At 73.9% G+C, this 25,706-nt stretch carries 21 protein-coding genes and 1 tRNA gene; 18 read left to right on the top strand and 4 right to left on the bottom strand.

Annotated features, from left to right (window positions below; all coding sequences use genetic code 11):
• Nucleotides 1-5 precede the first annotated feature (5 nt).
• Nucleotides 6-2,483 carry a DEAD/DEAH box helicase gene (locus LBW97_RS07245; RefSeq protein ID WP_224498730.1) on the bottom strand — a complete coding sequence of 826 codons (2,478 nt, stop codon included), beginning with the start codon at nucleotides 2,481-2,483 and terminating at the stop codon, nucleotides 6-8.
• Nucleotides 2,484-2,682: 199 nt separating this feature from the next.
• Here LBW97_RS07245 and LBW97_RS07240 point away from each other — a divergent pair, with 199 nt between their 5' ends.
• From LBW97_RS07240 to LBW97_RS07230, 3 genes are all read left to right on the top strand, one after another.
• Nucleotides 2,683-4,950, top strand: a complete 2,268-nt coding sequence (locus tag LBW97_RS07240) for a sodium-translocating pyrophosphatase (protein WP_224498729.1) — start codon at nucleotides 2,683-2,685, stop codon at nucleotides 4,948-4,950.
• Nucleotides 4,951-5,248: 298 nt separating this feature from the next.
• Complete coding sequence (gene topA / locus LBW97_RS07235) at nucleotides 5,249-8,110, top strand: type I DNA topoisomerase (protein WP_224498728.1); 2,862 nt, start codon at nucleotides 5,249-5,251, stop codon at nucleotides 8,108-8,110.
• Between the two features lie 5 nt (nucleotides 8,111-8,115).
• Nucleotides 8,116-8,874 carry a class I SAM-dependent methyltransferase gene (locus LBW97_RS07230; RefSeq protein ID WP_224498727.1) on the top strand — a complete coding sequence of 253 codons (759 nt, stop codon included), beginning with the start codon at nucleotides 8,116-8,118 and terminating at the stop codon, nucleotides 8,872-8,874.
• On the opposite strand, the gene LBW97_RS07225 is transcribed toward LBW97_RS07230, so the two are convergent.
• Nucleotides 8,861-9,655 (bottom strand): trans-aconitate 2-methyltransferase, encoded by a 795-nt coding sequence (locus LBW97_RS07225; protein WP_224498726.1) that lies wholly within the window; start codon nucleotides 9,653-9,655, stop codon nucleotides 8,861-8,863. The two genes, LBW97_RS07230 and LBW97_RS07225, sit on opposite strands and share 14 nt — an antisense overlap.
• Nucleotides 9,656-9,924: 269 nt before the next feature.
• Between LBW97_RS07225 and tmk the strand changes: the two genes are divergently transcribed.
• The 3 genes from tmk to LBW97_RS07210 all read left to right on the top strand — a co-directional run bounded on the left by tmk (nucleotide 9,925) and on the right by LBW97_RS07210 (nucleotide 13,456).
• A complete protein-coding gene (tmk, locus tag LBW97_RS07220) occupies nucleotides 9,925-12,144 on the top strand; it encodes a dTMP kinase (protein ID WP_224498725.1) in 2,220 nt (739 codons plus the stop codon).
• Nucleotides 12,141-13,325, top strand: a complete 1,185-nt coding sequence (locus LBW97_RS07215; RefSeq protein ID WP_224498724.1) for a DNA polymerase III subunit delta' — start codon at nucleotides 12,141-12,143, stop codon at nucleotides 13,323-13,325. The genes tmk and LBW97_RS07215 overlap by 4 nt, the downstream gene beginning before the upstream one ends.
• A gap of 58 nt (nucleotides 13,326-13,383) precedes the next feature.
• A tRNA-Thr gene (locus tag LBW97_RS07210) sits at nucleotides 13,384-13,456 on the top strand.
• Between the two features lie 262 nt (nucleotides 13,457-13,718).
• On the opposite strand, the gene LBW97_RS07205 is transcribed toward LBW97_RS07210, so the two are convergent.
• Nucleotides 13,719-14,213, bottom strand: a complete 495-nt coding sequence (locus LBW97_RS07205; protein WP_224498723.1) for an inorganic diphosphatase — start codon at nucleotides 14,211-14,213, stop codon at nucleotides 13,719-13,721.
• A gap of 65 nt (nucleotides 14,214-14,278) precedes the next feature.
• Between LBW97_RS07205 and dacB the strand changes: the two genes are divergently transcribed.
• The 12 genes from dacB to LBW97_RS07145 all read left to right on the top strand — a co-directional run bounded on the left by dacB (nucleotide 14,279) and on the right by LBW97_RS07145 (nucleotide 25,085).
• Nucleotides 14,279-15,691 carry a D-alanyl-D-alanine carboxypeptidase/D-alanyl-D-alanine-endopeptidase gene (dacB, locus tag LBW97_RS07200; protein ID WP_224498722.1) on the top strand — a complete coding sequence of 471 codons (1,413 nt, stop codon included), beginning with the start codon at nucleotides 14,279-14,281 and terminating at the stop codon, nucleotides 15,689-15,691.
• Nucleotides 15,692-15,817: 126 nt separating this feature from the next.
• Nucleotides 15,818-16,906: a zinc-dependent metalloprotease gene (locus tag LBW97_RS07195; RefSeq protein ID WP_224498721.1), complete on the top strand. Its 1,089-nt coding sequence runs from the start codon at nucleotides 15,818-15,820 to the stop codon at nucleotides 16,904-16,906.
• A 7-nt stretch (nucleotides 16,907-16,913) separates the two neighbouring features.
• The gene (gene tilS, locus LBW97_RS07190) at nucleotides 16,914-17,942 is read left to right on the top strand and encodes a tRNA lysidine(34) synthetase TilS (RefSeq protein WP_224498720.1); all 1,029 of its coding nucleotides are present in this window, start codon (nucleotides 16,914-16,916) and stop codon (nucleotides 17,940-17,942) included.
• On the top strand, nucleotides 17,939-18,529 hold the full coding sequence (gene hpt, locus LBW97_RS07185) for a hypoxanthine phosphoribosyltransferase (protein WP_374489551.1): 591 nt from the start codon (nucleotides 17,939-17,941) through the stop codon (nucleotides 18,527-18,529). The genes tilS and hpt overlap by 4 nt, the downstream gene beginning before the upstream one ends.
• A gap of 204 nt (nucleotides 18,530-18,733) precedes the next feature.
• A complete protein-coding gene (gene ftsH, locus LBW97_RS07180; protein WP_224498719.1) occupies nucleotides 18,734-20,713 on the top strand; it encodes an ATP-dependent zinc metalloprotease FtsH in 1,980 nt (659 codons plus the stop codon).
• Nucleotides 20,710-21,327 (top strand): GTP cyclohydrolase I FolE, encoded by a 618-nt coding sequence (gene folE, locus LBW97_RS07175; protein WP_224498718.1) that lies wholly within the window; start codon nucleotides 20,710-20,712, stop codon nucleotides 21,325-21,327. The genes ftsH and folE overlap by 4 nt, the downstream gene beginning before the upstream one ends.
• A complete protein-coding gene (folP, locus tag LBW97_RS07170) occupies nucleotides 21,324-22,187 on the top strand; it encodes a dihydropteroate synthase (RefSeq protein WP_224498717.1) in 864 nt (287 codons plus the stop codon). Before folE ends, folP begins: the two co-directional genes overlap by 4 nt.
• Complete coding sequence (folB, locus tag LBW97_RS07165; RefSeq protein WP_224498716.1) at nucleotides 22,171-22,542, top strand: dihydroneopterin aldolase; 372 nt, start codon at nucleotides 22,171-22,173, stop codon at nucleotides 22,540-22,542. The genes folP and folB overlap by 17 nt, the downstream gene beginning before the upstream one ends.
• A complete protein-coding gene (gene folK, locus LBW97_RS07160; RefSeq protein WP_224498715.1) occupies nucleotides 22,539-23,045 on the top strand; it encodes a 2-amino-4-hydroxy-6-hydroxymethyldihydropteridine diphosphokinase in 507 nt (168 codons plus the stop codon). The genes folB and folK overlap by 4 nt, the downstream gene beginning before the upstream one ends.
• A 7-nt stretch (nucleotides 23,046-23,052) precedes the next feature.
• Nucleotides 23,053-23,568 carry a DUF3180 domain-containing protein gene (locus LBW97_RS07155; protein ID WP_224498714.1) on the top strand — a complete coding sequence of 172 codons (516 nt, stop codon included), beginning with the start codon at nucleotides 23,053-23,055 and terminating at the stop codon, nucleotides 23,566-23,568.
• Nucleotides 23,569-23,622: 54 nt separating this feature from the next.
• Complete coding sequence (locus LBW97_RS07150; RefSeq protein ID WP_224498713.1) at nucleotides 23,623-24,549, top strand: helix-turn-helix domain-containing protein; 927 nt, start codon at nucleotides 23,623-23,625, stop codon at nucleotides 24,547-24,549.
• A complete protein-coding gene (locus tag LBW97_RS07145) occupies nucleotides 24,543-25,085 on the top strand; it encodes a dihydrofolate reductase family protein (RefSeq protein ID WP_224498712.1) in 543 nt (180 codons plus the stop codon). Before LBW97_RS07150 ends, LBW97_RS07145 begins: the two co-directional genes overlap by 7 nt.
• 9 nt (nucleotides 25,086-25,094) lie before the next feature.
• On the opposite strand, the gene LBW97_RS07140 is transcribed toward LBW97_RS07145, so the two are convergent.
• The gene (locus LBW97_RS07140; protein ID WP_224498711.1) at nucleotides 25,095-25,700 is read right to left on the bottom strand and encodes a DUF1684 domain-containing protein; all 606 of its coding nucleotides are present in this window, start codon (nucleotides 25,698-25,700) and stop codon (nucleotides 25,095-25,097) included.
• Nucleotides 25,701-25,706 lie beyond the last annotated feature (6 nt).

Below are 25,706 nucleotides of genomic sequence, written 5' to 3'. Positions count from 1 at the left end.
GCCGCTCAGAAGACGAGCTCGTCCTCGTCGACGTCCGCCGGGGCCGAGGGTGTGCCGGGCTCCTCGTACTCGTCGGGCCCTTCGATCTCGGCGACGACGTTCCCGCCGGCTGCCTCGGCGGCAGCCAGCTCGTCGAGGACCACGTCGAGCACCCGCACCGCTCCGGCCTTGTCCAGCGGGTCGTTGCCGTTGCCGCACTTGGGCGACTGCACGCACGACGGGCAGCCGCTCTCGCACTCGCAGCTGGCCACCGTCGCCCGGGTCGCCTGCAGCCAGCGGCGCAGCGCCGCGTAGCCGCGCTCGGCGAAACCGGCGCCGCCCGGGTGGCCGTCGTAGACGAAGATCGCCGCCGTCCCGGTGTCCGGGTGCACCGCGGTCGACAGCCCTCCGAGGTCCCAGCGGTCGCAGGTCGCCAGCAGCGGCAGGATGCCGATCGCCGCGTGCTCGGCCGCGTGCAGCGAGCCCGGCAGCTCGGCGTCGCCGACGTCGGCCCGCTGCACCGCGCGGGAGTCCAGCGTCAGCCAGACCGCCTTGGTGCGCAGCTGGCGGGGCGGCAGGTCGAGCGGGAACTCGGCCAGCACCTCGCCGGTGCCCATCCGCCGCCGCTGGTAGGCGACCACCTGGTTGGTCACGTCGACCAGGCCGGTGTGTGCGGTGACCGCACCCAGGGTGCGGGTCTGCTCGATCGAGACGATCGCCAGGTCGGTGATGTCGCGGGCCACGGTCGTCCAGTCGGGGCTCTCCGGGTGCACGACGGCGCAGGCGTCCTCGACGTCGAACTCGTCGACCACGAAGGTGTTCCCGCGGTGCACGTACAGCGCGCCTTCGTGCACGGTCGAGTGCGCGGCCCCGCCGTCGACCGTGCCGAGCAGCCGGCCGGTGGCCGCCTCGATGATCGCGACCGGCTCGTCGCCGCTGCCCCGGATGTCGACGTCCGGACGCCCGCGCCCCGCCCAGTACCAGCCGGTGGGGCGCTTGCGCAGCTGCCCGGCGGTCACCAGCTCCTCGATCTGCGCCTCGGCCACAGGGCCGCCGAAGTCGGCCAGGTCCTCCGGGCGCAGCGGCAGCTCGGCGGCGGCGCAGCACAGCTGGGGGCCGAGGACGTAGGGGTTGGCCGGGTCGGTGACGGTGGCCTCGATCGGACGCCCGAACACCGCCCGCGGGTGGTGGGCGAGGTAGTGGTCCAGCGGGTCGTCGCGGGCCACGAACACCACAAGCGACTCCCGCTGCGCGCGGCCGGCCCGGCCGGCCTGCTGCCACAGCGAGGCCAGGGTGCCGGGATAGCCGGCGAGGACGACGGCGTCCAGGCCGGCGATGTCGATGCCCAGCTCGAGCGCGTTGGTCGTGGCCACCCCGAGCAGGTCACCGGAGGAGAGCGCCCGCTCCAGCTCGCGGCGCTCCTCCGGGAGGTAGCCGCCGCGGTAGGAGTCGACGCGGGGGGCGAGGTCACCGCGGCCGCGGTCCTGCAGCAGCCGGCGGGCCTGGTCGGCGACGGACTCCGCGCTACGCCGCGACCGGACGAACGCCAGCGTCCGGGCTCCCCGCTCGACCAGGTCGGCGAGCAGCCCGGCGGCGTCAGCGGCGGCCGAGCGGCGCAGCGGCGCCCCGTGCTCGCCGGTGCGCTCGGTCAGCGGCGGCTCCCACAGCGCGAAGGTAGCGCCGGGCCGCGGCGAACCGTCCTCGGTGACGGCGACGACGTCCTCGCCGACCAGCCGGGTGGCGGCCGCGGCGGGGTCGGCGACGGTGGCCGAGGCGAGGATGAACACCGGCTCCGCGCCGTAGCGCCGGCAGATCCGGCGGAGACGGCGGAGCACGTGGCCGACGTGGGAGCCGAACACCCCGCGGTAGGCGTGGCACTCGTCGATGACCACGTAGGCGACCCGGCGCAGCGTGCTCGACCAGCGCTGGTGCGCCGGCAGGATCCCGCGGTGCAGCATGTCCGGGTTCGTCACGATCCAGCGCGAGTGCCGCCGGACCCAGTCGCGCTCCTCGGCGGGGGTGTCGCCGTCGTAGGCGGCGGGGCGCACCGAGGAGTCGGCGAGCTCGGCGACCGAGGCCAGCTGGTCGCGGGCCAGTGCCTTGGTCGGGGCCAGGTACAGGACGCAGGCGCGGGGGTCCTCGGCCAGCTTCGTCAGCGCCGGGAGCTGGTAGGCCAGCGACTTCCCCGACGCCGTGCCGGTGGCGACGACGACGTGCCGCCCGTCGCGGGCGGCCTGCGCGGCGGCGATCTGGTGGGAGTACGGGGCGCGCACGCCGCGGCCGACCAGGCGCTCGCGCAGCTCCGGCTCCACCCACTCCGGCCAGACCGCGGTGCGGCTCTCGCGCACCGGCAGGTGGTGCACGTGCGTGACCGGCTGCTCGTCCTCCGCCGTTCCGGCGAGCAGGGCCTCCAGCAGCTCGCCGCCGGGCGGGACCAGCCCGCCCTCGGGCCGGGCGTCCGTGCCGGGAGGGGGAGCCGACCGGACCGGGTGGAGCGTGGTCACGGGTTCCACTGTCACACCCCTGCGCAAGGCGCGGTCGGCCGGTCCGCGAAGGGAGCGCGCGAGACGGCCACCCAGAGTGTGATCTGTCTTACACTTCGCGCCGTCCCGGAGGCGGTCGAGGCCGGCGCCGGGACGCCGACCTCCGCCGTACCGGGGAGCAACGGCGCCACCCGGGCGGCTGCCGATGCCTGGAGGATCCATGCCCGACAGCTCCCTGTCCGGCGGGGAGACGGCGCTGGTCGCCGTCATCCTCGTCATCTCCCTCGCGGCACTGGTCTTCGCCGCCTACCTGGTCAAGGCCGTCACGGCCGCCGGCCAGGGCACCGTGAAGATGCAGGAGATCGCCCGGGCGGTGCAGGAGGGGGCGGCGGCCTACCTGCGGCGGCAGTTCCGGACGCTGGCGGTCTTCGCCGTCATCGTCTTCCTGCTGCTGCTCGTGCTCCCGGTGGCCGACGGCGGCTGGGGCACCCGGGTGGGCCGGGCGGTGTTCTTCCTCGTCGGCGCCACGTTCTCCGCGCTGGTCGGCTTCATCGGCATGACGCTGGCCACCCGCGGCAACGTGCGGGTCGCCGCCGCGGCGAACGACGGTGGCTACCTACCGTCGTTCCGCATCGCGTACCGCACCGGCGGCGTGGTCGGGATGATCACGGTCGGGCTGGGCCTGTTCGGTGCGGCGCTGGCGCTGCTGCTGTTCGACGAGACCGCGCCGATCGTGCTGGAGGGCTTCGGCTTCGGGGGCGCGCTGCTGGCGATGTTCATGCGCGTCGGCGGCGGCATCTTCACCAAGGCCGCCGACGTGGGGGCCGACCTCGTGGGCAAGGTCGAGGCGGGCATCCCGGAGGACGACCCGCGCAACGCCGCCACGATCGCGGACAACGTGGGCGACAACGTCGGCGACTGCGCGGGCATGGCCGCCGACCTCTTCGAGTCCTACGCCGTCACCCTGGTCGCCGCGCTGATCCTCGGGCAGGTCTTCTTCGGCCCCGTCGGCATGGTCTTCCCGCTGGTGGTTGCCGCCATCGGCGTGCTCGCCTCGGTCGCCGGGATCCTCGCCACCCGGCCCAGCGAGAAGGACAGCAGCGGCCTCGCCCCGATCAACCGCGGGTTCTTCGTCTCCGCCGTCGTCTCCCTGGTGCTGGTCGCGATCGCCTCCTTCACCGTGCTCCCGGGCGTCGGGGACGACGTCGACAACCTGCCGGTCAGCCCGCAGGTGCTGGGATTCGTCGCCGTGCTCGTCGGCGTCGTGCTCGCCGCGGCCATCCAGCAGCTCACCGGCTACTTCACCGAGACCACCCGCAAGCCGGTCAAGGACGTCGGCCGCAGTTCGCTGACCGGCCCGGCGACGGTGATCCTCTCCGGCATCTCGCTCGGCCTGGAGTCCGCCGTCTACGCCGCGCTGCTCATCGGCGGTGCGGTCTACGGGGCCTTCCTGATCGGCGGCGGTGCTGCTCTCTACGCCGTCGCGCTCGCCGGGTGCGGCCTGCTCACCACCGCCGGCGTCATCGTCTCCATGGACACCTTCGGCCCGGTCAGCGACAACGCCCAGGGCATCGCGGAGATGTCCGGTGACATCGACGAGAACGGCGCCCGGGTGCTCACCGACCTCGACGCCGTCGGCAACACCACCAAGGCGATCACCAAGGGCATCGCGATCGCGACCGCCGTGCTCGCCGCCACCGCGCTCTTCGGCTCCTACAACGCGCAGATCGCCGTCGCCCTCGACGAGGCCGGCGCCTCGCTGGGGAACGCCTTCAGCCTGGTCAACCCGAACAACGTCGTCGGCGCGATCCTGGGTGCGGCGGTGGTCTTCCTCTTCTCCGGGCTGGCCATCAGCGCGGTGTCCCGCGCCGCCGGCCGCGTCGTGTTCGAGGTGCGGGAGCAGTTCCGCACGAAGCCCGGGATCATGGACTACAGCGAGAAGCCGGACTACGGCGCCGTCGTCGACATCTGCACGAAGGACTCGCTGCGCGAGCTGGCGACGCCGGGCCTGCTGGCCGTCCTCGCCCCGGTCGCGGTCGGGTTCGGCCTGGGCATCGGCCCGCTGGCCGCCTACCTGGTCGGCGCGATCGCCGCCGGCACCCTGATGGCGGTCTTCCTCGCCAACTCCGGCGGCGCCTGGGACAACGCCAAGAAGATGGTGGAGGACGGCGCGCACGGCGGGAAGGGCAGCGAGGCCCACGCGGCGACCGTCATCGGCGACACCGTGGGCGACCCGTTCAAGGACACCGCCGGCCCGGCCATCAACCCGCTGATCAAGGTGATGAACCTGGTGGCGCTGCTGATCGCGCCGGCCATCGTCTCGCTGTCGGTGGGAGAGGACGCCAACACCGGGCTCCGCGTGGGCCTGGCGCTCGCGGCGCTCGCCGTCATCGTGGTGGCGGTCGTGATCTCCAAGCGGCGGTCCGTCGTCGTCGGCGAGGTGGGCGCGGCAGCGGACGAGGCGCCCCTGGCGCAGAGCGCTCCGTAACTCCTGGCGGCGGGCGGGCAGTCACCTCGGCGGAGAGCGCGCCCTGACCCCTTGGCGGGACGTGCTCTTCCCGCCCCGGGAACACGGGCGCAGCATCCACGTTGGTCGGGGTGACGGCGCGCCCACGGAGGGTCGCCCCCGGCGCCTCGGCGCGGGGGTGGCTTACCGTGGCCCGCCGAGGGGCGTTCCGCGGTGGCGCCCGACCGATCCCGGAACCCCGGGGTCGATGCGCCCGGGTCATCAGGCCCGGGGACGAGCGCCGCACCCGCACCACCTCAGCACCACCGACAGGAGTCCCGTGCCCACGAAGACCACACCGACCGGAACCGAGAGCGCACCCGCCACCGACGGAGCGGCCAAGAAGCCGGCCCGCCGGGGCTCTGCCGCGTCCGGGGGCCGGCCGCTGGTCATCGTCGAGTCGCCGACCAAGGCGAACAAGATCGCCGGGTTCCTGGGCAGTGGCTACGTCGTCGAGGCCAGCGTCGGCCACATCCGCGACCTGCCCCGCAACGCCGCCGACGTCCCGGCCGAGCACAAGGGCGCCGCGTGGGCCCGCCTCGGTGTCGACGTCGACAACTCCTTCGAGCCGCTCTACGTGGTCAGCCCCGACCGCAAGCAGCAGGTGAGCCGGCTCAAGCAGCTGGTCAAGGAAGCCAGCGAGATCTACCTCGCGACAGACGAGGACCGCGAGGGCGAGGCCATCGCCTGGCACCTGATCGACACGCTCAAGCCGCGCGTCCCGGTCCGCCGGATGGTCTTCCACGAGATCACCCCCGAGGCGATCGCCCGCGCCGTCGCCAACCCCCGCGAGCTCGACACGCACCTCGTCGACGCGCAGGAGACCCGCCGCATCCTCGACCGCCTCTACGGCTACGAGGTCAGCCCGGTCCTCTGGAAGAAGGTCCTGCCGAAGCTCTCGGCCGGCCGCGTCCAGTCCGTGGCGACCCGCATCGTCGTCGAGCGCGAGCGGGAGCGGATGAACTTCCACTCCGCCGACTACTGGTCGCTGGAGGGCACCTTCGCCGTTCCCGGCAAGGCCAACGGCACCGACGAGGGCGAGCCGACGACGGTCCGCGCCAAGCTGGTCAGCGTCGACGACAGCCGCGTCGCCACCGGCAAGGACTTCGACGCCTCGACCGGCCGGGTCACCGGCGACGTCATCCACCTCGACGAGGCCGGCGCCCGAGGCCTGGCCGCCCGCCTCGAGGGCCGCCAGGTCAGCGTGAGCCGCGTCGACGAGAAGCCCTACCGCCGTCGTCCGTACGCGCCGTTCACCACCTCCACGCTGCAGATGGAGGCCGGTCGCAAGCTCGGCTGGTCCTCGGCGCAGTCGATGCGGGTGGCCCAGCGGCTGTACGAGAACGGCCACATCACCTACATGCGTACCGACTCGACGAACCTGTCGCAGGAGGCCATCAACGCCGCCCGCCAGCAGGCCCGCGAGCTGTACGGCGACGCCTACGTCCCGGCCGAGGCCCGCCGCTACGCGAAGAAGTCCAAGGGGGCGCAGGAAGCGCACGAGGCGATCCGTCCCGCGGGTGACAGCTTCCGCACCCCCGGCCAGCTGGCCTCCCAGCTCGCCCGCGACGAGTTCCGGCTCTACGAGCTGATCTGGCAGCGGACGGTCGCCTCGCAGATGGCCGACGCCGTCGGCCAGACCGTGAGCGTCCGGCTCGCCGGCCGCAGCGCCACCGACGAGGCGGTCGAGTTCACCGCCAGCGGCCGCACGATCACCTTCCCGGGCTTCCTGCGCGCCTACGTCGAGTCCCGCGACGAGGGTGCGGCCGCCAAGGACGGCGATGACGACCACGGCAGCGACGACGCCGAGCGTCGGCTGCCCCGCCTCGAGCGCGGCCAGCAGCTGGACACCCAGGCGCTGGACGCGAAGGGCCACACCACGCAGCCGCCGTCGCGCTACACCGAGCCGAGCCTGGTGGCGCGGCTGGAGGAGCTGGGCATCGGCCGCCCGTCGACCTTCGCCTCGATCATGCAGACGATCCAGGACCGCGGATACGTCTGGAAGAAGGGCAACGCGATGGTGCCCTCCTTCATCGCGTTCGCCGTGACCAACCTGCTCGAGCAGCACTTCGCGCAGCTCGTGGACTACGACTTCACCGCGTCGCTGGAGGCCGAGCTCGACGAGATCGCCGGCGGCACCCTCGGCCGGGTCGACTGGCTGACCGAGTTCTACTTCGGCGGCGCGGGCCGGCACGCCGGCGCCATCGCCGAGTCCGGCGGCCTCAAGCAGGTCATCGGCCAGCGGCTGGAGGAGATCGACGCCCGCGGCGTGAACTCCATCCCGCTGCGCGCCACCAGCGCCACCGGTGAGCCGGTCGTCGCGCGCGTCGGCCGCTACGGGCCGTACCTGCAGGCCGGTGAGGACGGCGGGCGCGTCAGCATCCCCGAGGACATCGCGCCCGACGAGCTCACCGAGGAGAAGGTGCGGGAGCTGCTCGAGGCGCCGTCCGGCGACCGCGAGCTCGGCACCGACCCCGAGTCCGGCCACTCGGTCGTGGTCAAGGCCGGCCGCTACGGCCCCTACGTCACCACCGTCGTGCCCGAGGACAGCAAGGAGTCCCCGCGCACCGCGAGCCTGTTCTCCTCGATGTCGCCGGAGACGCTCACGATCGAGCAGGCCCTCACGCTGCTCACCCTGCCCCGCGTCGTCGGCACCGCGCCCGACGGCGAGGAGATCCAGGCGCTGAACGGGCGCTACGGGCCCTACATCAAGAAGGGCACCGACTCTCGCTCGCTGGAGAGCGAGGACCGGCTGTTCACCGTCACCCTCGACGAGGCGCTGGCGATCTTCGCCCAGCCCAAGCAGCGCGGGCGCGCCGCGGCGAAGGCCCCGCTCAAGGAGCTGGGTCCCGACCCGGTCACCGAGGGCGTGGTCACCGTGCGCGAGGGCCGCTTCGGGCCCTACGTGACCGACGGCGAGACCAACGCCAGCCTGCGCAAGGGCGACGAGGTCGAGACGATCACGATCGAGCGCGCCGCCGAGCTGCTGGCCGACCGCCGCGCCGCTGGCCCGGCCAAGAAGAAGAAGGCCGCCAAGAAGACGACGGCCAAGAAGACGACGGCGAAGAAGACCACCGCCAAGAAGGCGACGGCCAAGAAGACGACCGCGAAGGCGTCGGCGGACCCGGTCTCCGCCGGCTGATCGCCGTGACCGCTCCGGAGGAGGTGCTGCGCGCCCGGGCACGCTCCTTCGGTGCGGTCGCCGCGGGCTACGCCTCGCTGCGCCCGAGCTATCCCGCCGACGCGGTCGGGTTCCTGCTCGACTCCGAGCGGTCGCTGGACGTGCTCGACGTCGGCGCGGGCACGGGGCTGCTCACCCAGGTCGCGCTCGGCCTGGGCCACCGGGTGCGCGCGGTGGACCCCTCGCCGGAGATGCTCGCGGAGCTGACCACCCGGCTGCCGGCGGTCGCGACGGCCGTGGGCACCGCCGAGGCGCTGCCGCCGGCCGACGGTTCGGTCGACGCCGTCGTCGCCGGGCAGGCCGCGCACTGGTTCGACCCCGGTCCGGCCGCCCGCGAGCTCCGCCGGGTGCTGCGCCCCGGCGGCGTCGTCGGCCTGATCTGGAACACCCGGGACGTCCGCGTGCCGTGGGTCGCCGCCCTCGAGGAGCTGGTCGACGACGGGGCGCGGGGGCACGAGGCCGACGAGGCAGTCGTCGGACGGCTCGCCGCCGAGCTGGACGCCGACGTCGAGGTCCTCGAGTCGCGGATCGTCCAGCGGGTCGCTCCCGACGACGTCGTCGCCGGGATCGGCACCCGCAGCTACGTGGCGATCCTGGACGACGCCGAGCGAACCGCGTTCCTGGCACGCATCCGCGAGCTGCTGCGCGACCACCCCGACACCCGGGGTCGACGCGAGCTGGAGCTGCCCTACCGGACCCACGCCTACCGGCTCACCCCGCGCTGAGCCGGGTGCCGACGGCGAAGATCCGGCGGAAGGGCAGCACCGTCGTGCCGTCGGGTCGTGGGGGATAGGCGGTCCGCAGCGCTGCTGCGTACTCGTCGGTGAACCGGGCGGCGTCGTCCTCGTCCAGTCGGGCCAGGACCGGGCGCAGCACGGTCGAGCGGACCCAGGCCAGCACCGGGTCCGGCCCGGTCAGCAGGTGCAGGTAGGTGGTCTCCCAGACGTCGGCGGTCAGCCCGTCGTCGCTGAGGAGCTCGGCGTACTCGGCAGGGTTCAGGACGGTGTCCGGGGACGGAGCGGCGTCGGCCAGCCGGTCCGCCCAGGTCGGGGCGCGGCAGAGCTCCGTGAGCAGCGCATGGCTCGGCGCGCGGAAGTTGCCCGGCACCTGGACGGCGAGCCACCCGCCGTGCGGCAGCGCCCGGGCCCAGCGGGACATCAGCTCGGCGTGACCGGGGACCCAGTGCAGCACGGCGTTGCTGACGACGACGTCCACCGGATCGGTGGGCGCCCAGTCGCGGACGTCGCCCAGCTCGAAGGTGACGCGATCGGAGGAGGCAGCCGCCGCGGCCAGCATCTCGGGGGAGGAGTCGACGCCGGTGACCCGAGCGCCGGGCCACCGTTGCGCCAGCGAGGCGGTCAGCGAGCCCTCGCCGCACCCGAGGTCCACCACCGTCTGCGGCGCCTCGGCGTCGACCCGCGCGAGCAGCTCGGCGAACGGCCGCGCCCGCTCCCCGGCGAACCGCAGGTAGCTGCCCGGCTGCCACGCGCCGCCGCCCGGTCTCACTCCACGGACCCTAGGGGCCCGCTGGTCGGACGGGTGAACCTCGGGTGACCGATAGGAGCGACCGTGCGGCGAGACGCTGGAAACGTCACGGCTGCCCGGTACCGTTGCCCGGCCGGGGCCTGCTCCGTCCCGGTGACCACCGACCTCGGGAGCTCGTGATTCCAGCCGTTCCGACGCCACCGGTACCCCCGTCCGACGGGGCGGACGGGGCTGTCCGCGGGACCGGGTCGGCCGCGCCGGCCGACGGGCTGCCGCCGGCCGGGACGCCGGTGCCCCCGGAGGCCGTACCGCCCCAGGGCGTCCCGGACGTCGTGGCGGACCAGGACCACGGGCATGCGGACCACGGGCACCCGGACCACGCGCACGGCTCCGACGCCGTCGGTCTGGTCGCCAAGATCCGCGCCGTGCTGCAGGTGCGTGACTTCCGCAAGCTGTGGATGTCGATGTCGCTGTCGAGCTTCGGCGACTGGCTCGGCCTGCTGGCGATCACCGCCACGGCCACCTCGCTGTTCGACGACTTCGCCGCCCAGAACTTCGCTCTCGGCGGGGTCCTGCTCTTCCGCCTGCTCCCGACGATCGTGCTGGGCCCGCTGGCGGGCGCGTTCGCCGACCGGTTCGACCGGCGCAAGACGATGGTGGTCACCGACATCATCCGGTTCGGTCTGTTCGCCTCGATCCCGATCGTCGACAACCTCATCTGGCTGTTCGTCGCCCAGTTCCTCATCGAGGCGTTCAGCATGTTCTGGATCCCGGCCAAGGACGCCGCGGTGCCGAACATGCTCCGCAAGGACCAGCTGGAATCGGCCAACCAGCTCTCCCTGGTCACGACCTACGGCCTCACCCCGGTGGTGGCGGCGCTCGTCTACGCGGTGCTCACCAGCGCCGGGGACCAGGTGAGCGACCTGCTGCCGGGCGTGGACCAGATCGACCTCGCCCTCTACCTGAACGCGCTCACGTTCCTGGTCGCCGCCGTCGTCATCTGGAACCTGCCCTCGATCAGCGGCCGGCGGGCGGCCGGCACCGTCGTCGGCCAGCAGGAGAGCTTCCTCGGCTCGCTGGTGAAGGGGTTCTCCTTCGCCGGTCACACCCGGCTGGTGCGCGGGCTCGTCGTCGGCATCACCGGGGCCTTCATCGCGGCCGGCGCGATCATCGCGACCGGCCAGGCCTACGTCGACGCCCTCGGCGGCGGTCAGGCGGCCTACGGGCTGCTGTTCGGCGCCGTCTTCGTGGGGCTGGGCCTGGGCATCGGGGTCGGTCCGAGCGTCGCGCGCGACCTGGCCCGCGAGCGCATCTTCGGCATCGCGATCGTCGGGGCCGGCATCGTCGTGCTGCTGCTGTCCTGGTCGCCCGCGCTGTGGATCTCGCTGGTCCTGGTCGTCGTCATGGGCTTCTTCGCCGGCATGGCCTACCTCGCCGGGTTCACCCTCATCGGCACCGAGGTGGAGGACTCGATCCGGGGGCGCACCTTCGCGATCGTCCAGTCGCTGGTGCGCGCCGCGCTGATCGTGTCCCTGGGCTTCGTGCCGTTCGGGGTGGCCTTCATCGGGCGGCACGACGTCGACCTGGGCGCGTTCACGCTGCCCATCACCGGTGAGCGGATCATGCTCTTCACCGCCGGGCTGCTGGCCATCGGCGTCGGGCTGCTGGCCTACCGGCAGATGGACGACAACCGGCCGGTCCCGCTGCTGGCCGACGTCGTCACCGCCCTGCGGCGCGACACCACGGCCCGCCGCCGGCTCGCCAAGGGCGGGGTGCTGATCGCGTTCGAGGGCGGCGAGGGCGCCGGCAAGTCCACCCAGGTGCGCCGGCTGCAGGAGTGGCTGACCGACGAGGGCCTGGTCGCGCGGGCGACGTTCGAGCCCGGCGCGACGTCCCCCGGAGCGGGGATCCGCGCGATCGTCCTGGACCGGGCGCAGACCGGGATCGCCCCGCGGGCGGAGGCGATGCTCTACGCCGCCGACCGCGCCCAGCACGTCCACGAGGTGCTCCGCCCCGCGCTCGACGCCGGGGAGGTCGTGATCACCGACCGGTTCGTCGACAGCTCGCTGGCCTACCAGGGCGCGGGCCGCACGATCCCACTCGACGACGTCCGCATGCTGTCGCGCTGGGCCACTCAGGGGCTGCAGCCGGACCTGACGATCCTGCTCGACCTGCCGCCCGAGGTGGGCCTCGCCCGGGCGCGCGGCCGGGCGGTCGCCGACCGGCTGGAGTCCGAGTCGCTGGACTTCCACCAGCGGGTCCGCCAGACCTTCCGTGCCCTGGCCGAGGCGGCGCCCGACCGGTACCTCGTGCTGGACGCCCGCACCGGCCCCGACGAGCTCGCCGCCGCCATCCGGGTGCAGGTCGCCGAGCTGCTGTCGGGTCTGCCGCTGCAGACGCTGAACCAGCCTGGTCCAGGTGGCGCTCCGGGTCCGCAGACCGGTGAGCTGACCCCGGCGGCCCACCATCCGCACGCCCAGACCGGCTCGACCCCCCAGCTGCACCCGTGACCGCCGCCCCGACGACGCCCGCCCAGGGCGTGTGGACCCAGGTGGTCGGTCAGCCCGCCGTGGTGGCAGAGCTGCGGGCGGCGGTGGCCGATCCTGCGGCGATGACCCACTCGTGGCTCTTCACCGGACCGCCGGGCTCGGGGCGGTCGGTCGCCGCCCGCGCGTTCGCCGCGGCCCTGCAGTGCCCGAACGGCGGTGACGGCACCTGCCACGAGTGCCGCACGGTGCTCGCCGGCACGCACGCCGACGTGCACGTGATCGTTCCCGACGGACTCTCCATCGGCGCCGCGGAGGCCCGCGGGCTGATCCGGGTGGCCGGCCGGGCGCCGTCCAACGGTCGCTTCCAGGTGGTCCTGGTCGAGGACGCCGACCGGATGACCGAGACCGCCTCCAACGCCGTCCTCAAGATGATCGAGGAGCCGCCGCCGCGCACGGTGTTCCTGCTCTGCGCACCGAGCCTGCACCCCGACGACGTCCCGGTCACCATCCGCTCGCGGTGCCGGGTCGTGGGGCTGCGGACGCCGCGGGTCGACGACATCGCCGAGGTGCTCGTCGCCCGGGACGGCGTGGACCCCGCGCTGGCCGCCTGGTCGGCCGCCGCGTCCGGGGGACACGTCGGCCGCGCCCGCCGGCTGGCGCGCGACGAGGACGCCCGCATGGCCCGCAAGGCGGTGCTGGACGTGCCGCTGCGGCTGGTCTCGCTGGCCGCCTGCCTGGACGCCGCCGACGACCTGGTCGGCTCCGCGCAGGAGGAGACCGACGCGGCCACCGGTGCGCTCGACGGCGCGGAGACCGAGGCGCTCAAGAACAGCCTGGGAGTGGGCGCCCGGGGGCCGGGCGTCGCCGCCTCCCGGGGCGGGGCCGGGCAGCTCAAGGACCTGGAGAAGCGGCAGAAGTCACGGGCTACCCGCATCGGCCGCGACTCGCTGGACCGGGCCCTGGTCGATCTCGCCGGGCTCTACCGGGACGCGCTGGTGCTGGACGCCGCCGGTGCGGACGCACCGCAGCTCAACCACCCCGACCGTCGTTCGGACGCCGAGGAGCTGGGCCGCCGGATCGGCGCGGAGGGCGCGCTGCGGCGGATCGACGCGATCCTGGCCTGCCGGCGAGCGCTGGAGCAGAACGTGAAGCCGCAGATCGCCCTCGAGGCGCTCACCGTGGCGCTCCGGCTGCCGTCCTGACCCCGGCTGCCCCTGCGCAGCCGCCGCGACCCGGTGTCGTAGGCTGTGCGGGCAGTTCGCCGCCTTAGCTCAGTCGGTAGAGCATCTCACTCGTAATGAGAAGGTCGTCGGTTCGATTCCGACAGGCGGCTCACCACACACGTCGGGCCCGTCCATCCGGACGGGCCCGACGGCGTTTCCGGGCAGGAATGCCGCGACCGGCCGCCGCGCCCAGGACCGCCCGGATGCGCATGAGAGCGCGAATGCGGACCGCGATAGCCGCTCTCGTGCGTGAGGGGGCGCTTCAGCGCCCTCGTGCACCTGTTCGCGGGAACGGCTGACGGCGGCACGTCCCCGAGGGGATGTGCCGCCGTCGGTGCGATCGGCGTCCGGACCCGAGGGACCGGCAGTCGATCAGTGGTGCGTGGAGTTGTCCTTCGCCCGCTGGATCGAGGCCACGATCTCGGCCTCGGCCTCTTCACGGCCGACCCACTCGGCGCCCTCGACCGACTTGCCCGGCTCCAGGTCCTTGTAGGTCTCGAAGAAGTGCTGGATCTCCAGACGGTCGAACTCCGACACGTCGTGGATCTCCTTGAGGTGGGCCACCCGCGGGTCCGTCGCCGGGACGCAGAGGACCTTGTCGTCCCCTCCGGCCTCGTCGGTCATGCGGAACATGCCGATGGCGCGGCAGGTGACCAGGCACCCCGGGAACGTCGGCTCCTCGAGGATCACCAGGGCGTCGAGCGGGTCGCCGTCCTGCCCGAGGGTGTTCTCGATGTAGCCGTAGTCCGCCGGATAGCGGGTGGAAGTGAAGAGCATCCGGTCCAAGCGGATGCGGCCGGTCTCATGGTCCAGCTCGTACTTGTTCCGCTGGCCCTTCGGGATTTCTACCGTCACGTCGAACTGCACGAACGTAGTGTGGCCCACGGGGGCCGATCCGGTCGGCGCTGGCCCCCCTCTGGGGGTGTAAAAGCATGTCGTCGGGTGGTTCCACGGTCATCACCGCGAACTACGGGCGGTTCCGCCGGCGCATGGTCCTGGCCGCCGTGACGCTGGTCGTCCTGCTCGTCGGCGGCGGCATCGCGCTCGGGGTGGGCCTCGGTGGCGACGACGCCGGCAGCGACGCGGCCCCGGTCGCCGACGCGCAGCTGCCCGAGCTCGGTCCCGTCGACCCGGTCCTGGCCGGCCTCGCCGACGACGCCCCGGTCCCCGACGGCGGCGCCCTGGAAACCAGGCTGGCGCCGCTGGTCACCGGTGCTGCCCTCGGGTCCGGCGCCACGGCGCAGGTGGTGGACGTGGCCACCGGCGACGTCCTCTTCGACCAGGACGCCGACGCCCCCGTGACGCCGGCCTCCACGGCCAAGCTGCTCACCGCCGTCGCCGCGCTCACCACGCTCGACCCCGCGGACACCCTGGAGACCACCGTCGTGAGCGGCGCGGCCCCCAGCGAGGTCGTCCTCGTCGGCGGGGGAGATGTCACGCTCTCGCGCACCAGCCCGTCCACGACCTACCCGGGCGCGCCCACCGTCGACGACCTCGCCACCCAGGTCGTCGGGGCCCTGCCCGCCGGGACGTCGGTCACCCGGATCGTGGTGGACGGCTCCCTCTTCACCGGCCCCCTGACGGCGAGCGGCTGGGGTCCCGGCGATGCACCGTCCACGTACGCCGCGCCGGTCACCGCCACCGCCGTCGACGGCGCGCGGGTGAGCCCAGGCTCCCTCGCGCGCAGCGGCCAGCCCGGCCTCGACGCCGGCGCAGCCCTGGCCGACGCGCTCGGCGCCCCGAGCGCCACCGTCGTCCTGGGGCAGGCCCCCGCCGGCGCCAAGACGCTCGGCACGGTGCAGTCGGCGCCGATCGCCCGGCTGGTGGAGCAGGCGCTGTCGATGTCGGACAACGTGCTCGCCGAGGCGCTGGCCCGGCAGGTGGCGATCGCCCGCGACGAGCCGGCGTCGTTCGAGGGCGCGGGCACGGCGGTCGTCGATGCCCTGCGCGAGGCCGGTCTGGCCGTCGGCGACGTGACGCTGGCGGACGGCAGCGGCCTGTCCCGCGAGGACGTCGTCACCGCCGAGGTGCTCGCCGCCGTCGTGACCGGCGCGGCCGACGGCAGCCTGGGCGACGCGGCCGCACTGCTGGCCGGCCTGCCGGTGGCCGGCTACGACGGCACGCTCTCCGACCGCGGCGACTCCGACCCGGCCACGGCGCCGGGGACGGTCCGCGCCAAGACCGGCACCCTGCTCGGGGTGAACGCCCTCGCCGGCACCGTCGTGACCGCCGAGGGGCGGCTGCTGTCCTTCGCGGTGGTCGCCGACGGCAACACCGGGAGCGAGGCCGCGGCCGAGGCCGCGCTGGACGACTTCGCCGCTGAGCTCGCCGCCTGCGGCTGTTAGAAGCAGAAGGACCCCGTCCCCCTCACCACTCGCAGGCTCGCGGTGAGCCTCCGGACGGGGCCACGGCGGGTCCCTGAACGGAGGCCGTTCCAGCACGTCACCAACAACTGCGCCTACGGTGGGCCGATGAGCAGCGCCTCCTCGATGGTCGACTGGGACCTCGCCGGACGCACCGCCCGGCGGTTGGTCAGCCCGGGTCCGCGCACGACGCGGGAGGAGGCCGCCGCCGTCGTCCGCGAGCTGCACGAGGCCGCGGCCACCGCGGTCGCGCACGTGGAGGCCCTGACCGGCCTGTCGCCCGTCCCCGGCGGCGCCGTCCCCGAGGTCGTCGTCGTCGACCGCCCGGCGTGGGCCGACGCGAACGCCCGCGGCATGGCCACGTTGCTCGACCCGCTGGTCGAGAAGCTCGCCGAGCAGCAGGGCAGCCGCCCTGGCGCCCTGGCCACCGCCATCGGCTCCCGGGCCACCGGGCTGCAGGCCGGCGGGCTGCTGGCCTTCCTCTCCAGCCGGGTCCTCGGGCAGTACGAGATCTTCGGCTCCGGCGGCCGGCTGCTGCTGGTGGCGCCGAACATCGTCGCGACCGAGCGCAAGCTCGGCGTGGACCCGTCGGACTTCCGGCTCTGGGTCTGCCTGCACGAGGTCACCCACCAGCTCCAGTTCACCGGTGTCCCGTGGCTGCACGGCTACCTGGAGGCGCAGATCGCGGAGTTCGTCTCCGCCACCGACCTCGCGCCCGAGGTGCTGCGCGAGCGGATCCAGGACGTGTTCCGCAGCGTGCTCGACGCCGTCCGCGGCACCGAGTCCGGCAGCGAGCCCGAGGGCCTCATGGCGCTGATCCAGGATCCCCGCCAGCGCGAGGTGCTGGACCGGGTCACCGCGGTGATGAGCCTCGTCGAGGGCCACGCCGAGTACGTGATGGACGGCGTCGGCCCGGACGTCGTCCCCTCGGTGCGCACCCTGCGGAAGCGGTTCGCCCAGCGCCGCAAGGGGCGCGGCCCGATCGACCGCGTGCTGCGCCGCCTGCTCGGCCTCGAGCAGAAGATGAAGCAGTACGCCGACGGCCGGATCTTCGTCGGCGGCGTCGTCGACCTCGCCGGCATGGAGGGCTTCAACCGCGTGTGGGAGGGCCCGGCGAACCTGCCGCGCATCGACGAGCTCACCGCTCCCGAGCGGTGGGTGGAGCGCGTGCTCGGCCGCCCGGCCATCCCCGCCTGACCGCCGGGTGAGCGGGCCACCCCCCGCCGTCGCCGCCCTGCGCAGCGCGGTCCGTCCGGGGCTGCGCGGCTCGTCGCTGTCGGTGCTCGTCGCCTGCAGCGGGGGAGCGGACTCCGTGGCGCTTGCCGCGGCGCTCGCCTTCGAGGCGCGGGACGCCGGCGTGCGGGTGGGCGGGGTGACCGTCGACCACGGCCTCCAGCCCGGCTCGGACCGCAGAGCGGGGGAGACCGCGGAGCTGCTCGGTGCCCTCGGGCTGGACCCCGTGCTGGTGCTGCCGGTCGACGTCGCCGGTGCGGGTGGCCCGGAGGCGGCCGCCCGGACGGCGCGCTACGCGGCGCTGGCCGGCGCGGCACGCGAGCACGGCGCCCGGATCGCGCTCGGCCACACCCTGGACGACCAGGCCGAGACGGTGCTGCTGGGCCTCGGCCGGGGCTCGGGACCGCGGTCGGTCGCCGGCATGCGGGCCGACCGCGAGGACGACGGCGTGCAGTGGTGGCGGCCGCTGCTCGGTGTGCGGCGGGCCACCACCCGGCAGGCCTGCGCCGACCAGGGCCTGACGGTGTGGGACGACCCCTGGAACACCGACCCCGCCTACACGCGGGCGAGGCTGCGCGCCGAGGCGCTGCCCCTGCTGGAGGACGTGCTCGGCGGCGGCGTGGCACCGGCCCTGGCGCGGACGGCGGACCTGCTCCGGGAGGACCTCGACGCCCTCGACGGCCTGGCCGCCGCGGAGCTCGCCCGGCTGGCCGCCGAGGCCGGCGACGGGAGCCTGCCGGCCCGCCCCCTGGAACCGCTGCCCGCGGCGCTGCGCCGGCGCGTGCTGCGCGGGTGGCTGCTCGCCGCCGAGGTTCCCGACCTCCAGGCGGTGCACCTCCACGCGGTGGAGGCGCTCGTCACAGGCTGGCGCGGGCAGGGCCGGATCGACCTACCCGGTGGGGCGGGGGTCCTCCGCACGTCTGGCACTCTGGTGCTCCGGCCGCCGGATCTCCGACGCGCCGATCCAGGACCCGCAGCCCTCGAGGAGCCCCTTCCGTGACGACGGAGCCCGCCAGCACCCCCGGGGCCCTCGGCCCCGACCACGGCTACGGCCCGGACATCGACCACGTGCTCCTCAGCGAGGAGCAGATCCAGGCCAAGATCGGCGAGCTCGCGGTCCAGATCGCCGCCGACTACGCGGGCAAGGAAGTCCTGCTCGTCGGCGTGCTCAAGGGCGCCGTCCTCTTCATGAGCGACTTCGCCCGGGCGCTGCAGCTGCCCACGCAGATGGAGTTCATGGCCGTCTCCTCCTACGGCTCCTCCACCAGCTCCTCGGGCGTCGTGCGGATCCTGAAGGACCTCGACCGCGACATCACCGACAAGCACGTGCTGGTGCTCGAGGACATCATCGACTCCGGTCTGACGCTGTCCTGGCTGCTCAAGAACCTCGGCGGCCGGTCGCCGGCCTCCCTCGAGGTCTGCGCGCTGCTGCGCAAGCCGGACGCGATCAAGGTCGAGGTGCCGGTGAAGTACATCGGGTTCGACATCCCCAACGAGTTCGTCGTCGGCTACGGCCTGGACTACGCCGAGCGGTACCGCGACCTGCCCTACATCGGGACGCTCAAGCCCGAGGTCTACTCGAGCTGATCCCCCGGAGGGCTCTCCTCCCGTCGGGGGATGCGCACGGGTTCCCAGCTCGCGCGCAGGAGTCGCCCAGGCCCCCCGGTGTACCTTCGATCGTGACGACGCTGCACCGAGCGCCGGGGTCCCCACCCGGGCCGCCGGCTGCGTCCCGGGGACGATCAGGAGGGTCGACGGGCAGGCCGGCATGCCGGCGCCCGGCATCGGTGTATGGAACGTAAGAAGATCTTCCGCTCCGTCTGGTTCTGGATCGTCCTGGTCATCCTCCTGGCCCTGACGGTCTCGACCTTCTTCAGTGGCAACGCCGACCGCAAGGAGATCTCGACCTCGACCGCGATCGAGCAGATCGAGAGCGGCAACGTCGAGTCCGCGACGCTGAACACCAAGGAGCAGACTCTCGACCTCGAGCTGGACGACGAGGTCGAGGGCAGCACCGAGGTCACCGCCTCCTACCCGGTCGCGTTCGAGGACCAGATCGTCGAGCTGCTCCGCGAGGACGAGGGCACCTCCGACGGGTTCGACACCAACGTCACCCAGGAGAGCCTGCTGGTCAGCCTCCTGGTCGGCTTCCTGCCGTTCCTCATCCTCCTGCTGCTGCTCTTCTGGCTGTTCAACTCCATGCAGGGCGGCGGCCGCGGCGTCATGCAGTTCGGGAAGTCCAAGGCCAAGCAGGTCACCAAGGACACCCCGAAGACGACGTTCGCCGACGTCGCGGGCGCCGACGAGGCCGTCGAGGAACTGCACGAGATCAAGGACTTCCTGCAGAACCCGGTGAAGTTCCAGGCCGTCGGCGCCAAGATCCCCAAGGGCGTGCTGCTCTTCGGCCCGCCCGGAACCGGCAAGACCCTGCTGGCCCGCGCCGTCGCCGGTGAGGCCGGCGTGCCGTTCTACTCGATCTCCGGCTCGGACTTCGTCGAGATGTTCGTCGGCGTCGGCGCCAGCCGGGTCCGCGACCTGTTCTCCCAGGCCAAGGAGAACGCGCCGGCGATCATCTTCATCGACGAGATCGACGCCGTCGGGCGCCACCGCGGCGCGGGAATGGGCGGCGGCCACGACGAGCGCGAGCAGACCCTGAACCAGATGCTCGTCGAGATGGACGGCTTCGACGTCAAGGGTGGGGTCATCCTGATCGCGGCCAGCAACCGGCCCGACATCCTCGACCCCGCGCTGCTGCGCCCCGGCCGCTTCGACCGGCAGATCGCCGTCGACCGACCCGACCTCGAGGGCCGCAAGGCGATCCTCTCGGTGCACGCCAAGGGCAAGCCGCTCGCGCCCGACGTCGACATCGAGACCGTCGCCCGGCGCACCCCCGGGTTCACCGGCGCCGACCTGGCCAACGTGCTCAACGAGGCCGCGCTGCTCACCGCGCGGCACAACGGCTCGCTCATCACCGACGACACCCTCGAGGAGGCGATCGACCGTGTCATCGCCGGCCCCGAGCGCAAGACGCGGGCGATGAGCGAGAAGGAGAAGAAGGTCACCGCCTACCACGAGGGCGGCCACGCCCTGGTGGCGCACGCGCTGCCCAACCTGGACCCCGTGCACAAGGTGACGATCCTTCCCCGCGGCCGCTCGCTCGGGCACACGCTCGTGCTGCCGACCGAGGACAAGTACACGCAGACGCGCTCGGAGATGATCGACACCCTGGCCTACGCCCTGGGTGGCCGCGCCGCCGAGGAGCTCGTCTTCCACGAGCCGACCACCGGCGCGGGCAACGACATCGAGAAGGCCACCTCCATGGCCCGCGCGATGGTCACCCAGTACGGCATGAGCGCCAAGCTGGGTGCGGTGAAGTACGGCAGCACCGACTCCGAGCCCTTCCTGGGCCGGGACATGGGCAGCCGTCCCGACTACTCCGAGGCCGTCGCCGCCGACATCGACGCCGAGGTGCGGGCGCTGATCGAGGCCGCGCACGACGAGGCGTGGGAGATCCTGGTGGAGTACCGCGAGGTCCTCGACCAGCTGGTGCTCGAGCTGATGGAGAAGGAGACGCTCTCCAAGGACGACATGGCTCGCATCTGCGCGCCGGTCACCAAGCGGCCGTCGCTGGCTCCGTACAACGGCTTCGGCAAGCGCACCCCGTCCTCGCAGCCGCCGGTGCTCACGCCGTCGGAGCGCGCCGGGCAGAACGGCGGGAAGCCGCTGGCCATCGGCCCGGTCGGGGACGTCGGGTCTCCCGTCCAGCGATGAGCGAGATCCCGGCGGAGCCGGCGGACCAGCTGCTGAGGCCGGTCCCCGGGGTCGACCAGGAGCGGGCCGCCGCGGCGGTCCGCGAGCTGCTCATCGCGGTGGGGGAGGACCCCGACCGCCCGGGGCTGCAGGACACCCCGGGGCGGGTCGCCCGCGCGTACGCGGAGACCTTCGCCGGACTCTGGCAGGACCCGTCGGACATCCTCGCGACGACGTTCGACGAGGACCACGACGAGCTGGTGCTGGTCAAGGACATCCCGATGTACTCGACCTGCGAGCACCACCTGGTGCCCTTCCACGGGGTCGCGCACGTCGCCTACATCCCGGGCCACGACGGCCGGGTCACCGGCCTGTCGAAGCTGGCCCGGCTGGTCGAGGTCTACGCGCGCCGGCCGCAGGTGCAGGAGCGGATGACGCGGCAGATCGCGGACGCGCTCAACGACGCCCTCAAGCCGCGGGGAGTGCTGGTCGTCATCCAGGCCGAGCACCTCTGCATGGCGATGCGCGGGATCCGCAAGCCCGGCTCCTCCACCGTCACCTCCGCGGTGCGCGGCATCTTCCGGGAGAACGCGGCGACCCGCAGCGAGGCGATGAGCCTGGTTCTCGGGCGATGACCCCGGTCGCGCTCCCGCGGCCGGGTCGCTGCCTGGTGATGGGCGTCCTGAACGTCACGCCGGACTCGTTCTCCGACGGCGGCTGCTTCGCCGATCCGGCGGTCGCGATCGCGCACGGCCTGGCGATGCACGAGGCCGGTGCCGACTACGTCGACGTGGGCGGGGAGTCCACCCGTCCCGGCGCCGACCGCGTGGACGCCGACGAGGAGTGCGGCCGGGTCGTGCCGGTCATCCGCGAGCTCTCCGCCGCCGGGGTGCGCACCAGCGTCGACACCACCCGGGCCGAGGTCGCCGAGGCGGCGCTGCACGCGGGCGCCGTCCTGGTCAACGACGTCAGCGGCGGCCTGGCCGACGCGAACATGGCCACCCTGGTCGCCGACGCCGGCGTGCCCTGGGTGCTCATGCACTGGCGCGGGCACAGCCGGGAGATGTACGCGGCGGCGCAGTACGGCGACGTCGTCACCGAGGTGTGCGCCGAGCTGACCGCCCGCGTGGAGGACGTCGTCGCCGCGGGCGTGCGCCCGGAGCAGTTGGTGCTCGATCCCGGCCTCGGGTTCGCCAAGCGGGCCGAGCACAACTGGGCGCTGCTGGCCGGGCTCGACCGGCTGATCGCGCTCGGCCTCCCGGTGTTGGTCGGCGCCTCCCGCAAGACGTTCCTGGGCCGCCTGCTGCCCCTGGCCGACGGCGCCCCCCGGCCCGCCGAGCAGCGCGACGCCGCCACGCTGGCCACCACGGTGCTCGCTGCCGAGGCCGGTGCGTGGGGGGTCCGGGTGCACGACGCCGCGGCGTCGGTCGACGCGGTCCGTACCGTGGCCGCAGTTCGCGCAGCGAGAGGAGCCGGCCGTGGCCAGCACGCCTGACCGCATCGCCGTCCGGGGCATCCGGGCGCACGCCCACCACGGCGTCTACGACTTCGAGCGCGAGCGCGGCCAGGTGTTCCTCGTCGACGCCGTGCTGGAGCTCGACACCTCCGCGGCCGCGGCCGGTGACGACCTGGCCCGGACCGTCAACTACGCCGAGCTGGCCCAGAAGCTGCACCACGTGGTGGCCGGGGAACCGGTGAACCTGCTGGAGACCCTCGCCCAGCGGCTGGCCGACGTCTGCCTCGCCGACGAGCTGGTCGACGCCGTGGAGATCACCGTGCACAAGCCGGAGGCCGAGCTGGGCGTGCCCTTCGCCGACGTCACCGTCAGTATCCGGCGGGAACGCCGGTGACCCGGGCCGTCCTGTCGCTGGGGGCCAACCTCGGCGACCGCGCCGCCGCGCTGCGGGCGGCGCTGACCGGGCTCAAGGACGACGGCGTGCTGGTCGCCCGCTCGACGCTGTACGAGACGCCGCCCTGGGGCCCCGTCGAGCAGCCGTCGTACCTGAACGCGATCGCCGTCGTCCGCGGCGACCGCGACGCCCGTGGCTGGCTGGAGCTGGCCCGCGAGCTGGAGCGGGCGGCCGGCCGCACCCGCGAGGTCCGCTGGGGGGCACGCACCCTCGACGTCGACGTGGTGACCGTGACCGGGGACGACGGCGAGCCCGTCGTCTCCACGGACCCCGAGCTGACCCTGCCGCACCCGCGGGCCCACGAGCGCGCGTTCGTGCTCGTGCCGTGGGACGTCGTCGAGCCCACCGCCGTCCTGCCGGGCCGCGGCCGGGTCTCCGAACTGGTCGCCGCACTGGACCCGGCCGACGTCGCCGCGGTCCAGCGCTGGGACCACCTGCACTGAGCCGCCCGTGACCGCCGTCCGCCGCCGCGACCTCGCCGCCCTCGCCGCCGGCCTCGCCGTCGCTTCGTGGCTGCTCGTGCGGGCCTGGTACGGGGACCTGCCCGCGCTGCGCTGGTGGCAGCCCGCGCCGCTCGCACTCCTCGCCGTCGCCGAGGCGCTGGGGGCCCGCACGCTGCGGGCCCGGCTGACCGCTGAGCGCGAGGCGCGCGCCGGCCGCGGACCCGCGGCGGCGGAGGGCCGGGCGGCCTTCCTGCGCCCCGTCGAGCCACTGCTCGTCGCCCGGCTGGTGGTGCTGGCGCAGGCCAGCGCCTACCTGGGCGCGGTGTTCGCCGGCGTCTGGGGCGGGGTGCTGCTGCACGTGGCGCCGGCCGCCGGGCGGCTCCCGGCCGCGGGCAACGACACCGTCGCGGGCGCGATCGGGGTGGGCTGCTCGGCGGCGCTGGTCGCTGCGGCGCTCTGGCTGGAGAGCGTGTGCCGGGTGCCACCGACCCCGCCGGAGGGGGAGGGGCGACCCGCCCGCTGAGCCGGGCAAGATCGGTCAAGCACGCGGGGACGGCGGCGCACCAGACTGACCGGCATGACCGGACGGGACCGCCTGCGCGAACTGCTCGACGCGGTGCTCGACGAGGACAACCGCACCCTCGCCGACATGGCCGGGAACGCGTACGCCTCGCCGTTCCACTTCACCCGGGTGCTCACCCGCGACGCCGGCGAGCCGCCGGTGGCCATGCGCCGGAGGGTGATGCTGGAGCGCGCCGCCTGGGAGCTGCGGCAGGGCGGCAGCGTCACCGATGTCGCCTGGGCCGCCGGCTACGAGTCCGTGGAGGGCTTCAGCCGCGCATTCACCCGGGCCTTCGGCCGGGCCCCGAGCACGGTGGACGCGACCACCGGCCACTGGTTGCCGGCACCCAACGGGATCCACTTCCACCCGCCGATGTCGCTGTGGGTGCAGAGCACGGAGCACGCTCTGAACCCGCTCACCGAACAGCTGGTCGCGCACGGTCTCGACGACGCGCGACACCTGCTCGAGCAGGCGAAAGGGCTGACCGACGAGGAGTTCCGCGCCATCCGGATGCCGGGCCTGGTCGTGCAGCCCTGGGACGGCCCGGAGGAGTCGATCCAGGCGGTGCTCGCGCACCTGGTGTCCACCGTGGAGGTCTGGCTGGCCTCGGTCGAGGGCCGGGATCTCCCGCGGTCCGAGGACGACCCCGGACCGGACCGGCTGCTGGAGCGGCACGACGCCGCCGCGCCGCGGTGGCTCGCCGCGATCCGGGACGTCGACCGGCGGGGCGGCTGGGACGACCGGCTGATCGACGCGCTGTGCGAGCCCCCCGAGAGCTTCGTGCTCAGCAGCGTGGTCGCGCACGTGCTCACGTACTCGGCGCACCGCCGGCAGCTCGCCCGGCATCTGTTCCGCGCCGCGGGCCGGGAGATCGATACCGGCGACCCCATCGACTGGCTCCGCGCACGGCGCGGGGAGGACCCGGGAGGACTTCCGTGCTGACCTACTACACCGCCACGACGCTCGACGGGTTCCTCGCCGATGAGCACGACTCGCTGGACTGGCTGTTCCGCCAGGAGCACGACGAGAGCGGCCCGTTCGGCATGGAGGCGTTCATGGCGGGCATCGGCGCGATCGTCATGGGCTCGACCACCTACGAGTGGGTGCTGGCGCACGAGGACGGCCCCTGGCCCTACGCCATCCCGTCCTGGGTCATGACCTCCCGCGACCTGGCCGCGCGCGACGGCGGGGATCTCAGGTTCGCCTCGGGCGACGTGCGTCCGGTGTTCGAGGCCATGACCGCCGCGGCCGGGGGCAAGGACCTGTGGCTCGTCGGGGGAGGAGACCTCGCCGGCCAGTTCGCCGAGGCGGGTCTGCTGGACGAGGTCGTCGTCTCGGTCGCGCCGGTGACCCTCGGCGCCGGACGGCCGCTGCTCCCGCGGAGGCTGGACCTCGAACTGGTCGAGTCGGCGGTCAACGGCGCCTTCGTGAGCAGCCGCTACCGGGTGACCGGGCCGCTGCGGGAGGACCGCTCCTAGGTCAGCGGGTCAGTACCAGCCGCCGGCAGGCAGCTGCTCCCCGGCGGCGACCGGCGTCGCCACCCGGTTCCCCTCCGGGGCCAGCGGGCACGACCAGCGCGGGTCGTAGGCGCAGGACGGGTGGTAGGCGAAGTTGAGGTCGACCACGAGCCGGCCCTCGTCCCCGCCGAGGTCGACGCCCTTGATCGTGTCCAGCAGGTAGCGGCCACCGCCGTACGTCGTGCTCCCGGCGGTGCCGTCGCGCAGCGGCAGGAAGACCCCGCCGCCGTAGGCGGCCACCCACCAGACGTCGAGCCGGCCCACGCCGGGCAGCTCGACCGCGCCGATCCGCTCCAGGGGGACGACGCCGTCGTCGGCGGTCGGCAGCTCCCGCCGCAGCGGGGCGGCGGGATCGAGCAGCGGCTCGAACCGCAGGGAGGCGTCGTAGGCGGCCACCGGGAGACCGGTGAACGCGGCGCGGGCGTCGTCGTCCAGGGGTGACTGCGGATGGCCCGCGAACAGCTCGTCCCGGCCGTCCCGCCAGAGCTGCCACGCCTGCTCGGGGTCGGTCGAACTCCGGACGGCGGCGTGCAGTGCGGCGACGCGACGGCGCCAGTCCAGCAGCGGGAGGGTCACCGCGTC

The organism is Blastococcus sp. LR1, assembly GCF_020166105.1.
GTDB lineage: Bacteria > Actinomycetota > Actinomycetes > Mycobacteriales > Geodermatophilaceae > Blastococcus.
This window is presented reverse-complemented; position numbering and strand designations above follow the sequence as displayed.

Bases quoted from the DNA above. Each gene is read 5' to 3' on its own strand.
- LBW97_RS07240 (WP_224498729.1), top strand. From the start codon at position 2,683: ATGCCCGACAGCTCCCTGTCCGGCGGGGAGACGGCGCTGGTCGCCGTC.
- dacB (WP_224498722.1), top strand. From the start codon at position 14,279: ATGTCGTCGGGTGGTTCCACGGTCATCACCGCGAACTACGGGCGGTTC.
- LBW97_RS07195 (WP_224498721.1), top strand. From the start codon at position 15,818: ATGAGCAGCGCCTCCTCGATGGTCGACTGGGACCTCGCCGGACGCACC.
- ftsH (WP_224498719.1), top strand. From the start codon at position 18,734: ATGGAACGTAAGAAGATCTTCCGCTCCGTCTGGTTCTGGATCGTCCTG.
- folE (WP_224498718.1), top strand. From the start codon at position 20,710: ATGAGCGAGATCCCGGCGGAGCCGGCGGACCAGCTGCTGAGGCCGGTC.
- folP (WP_224498717.1), top strand. From the start codon at position 21,324: ATGACCCCGGTCGCGCTCCCGCGGCCGGGTCGCTGCCTGGTGATGGGC.
- LBW97_RS07150 (WP_224498713.1), top strand. From the start codon at position 23,623: ATGACCGGACGGGACCGCCTGCGCGAACTGCTCGACGCGGTGCTCGAC.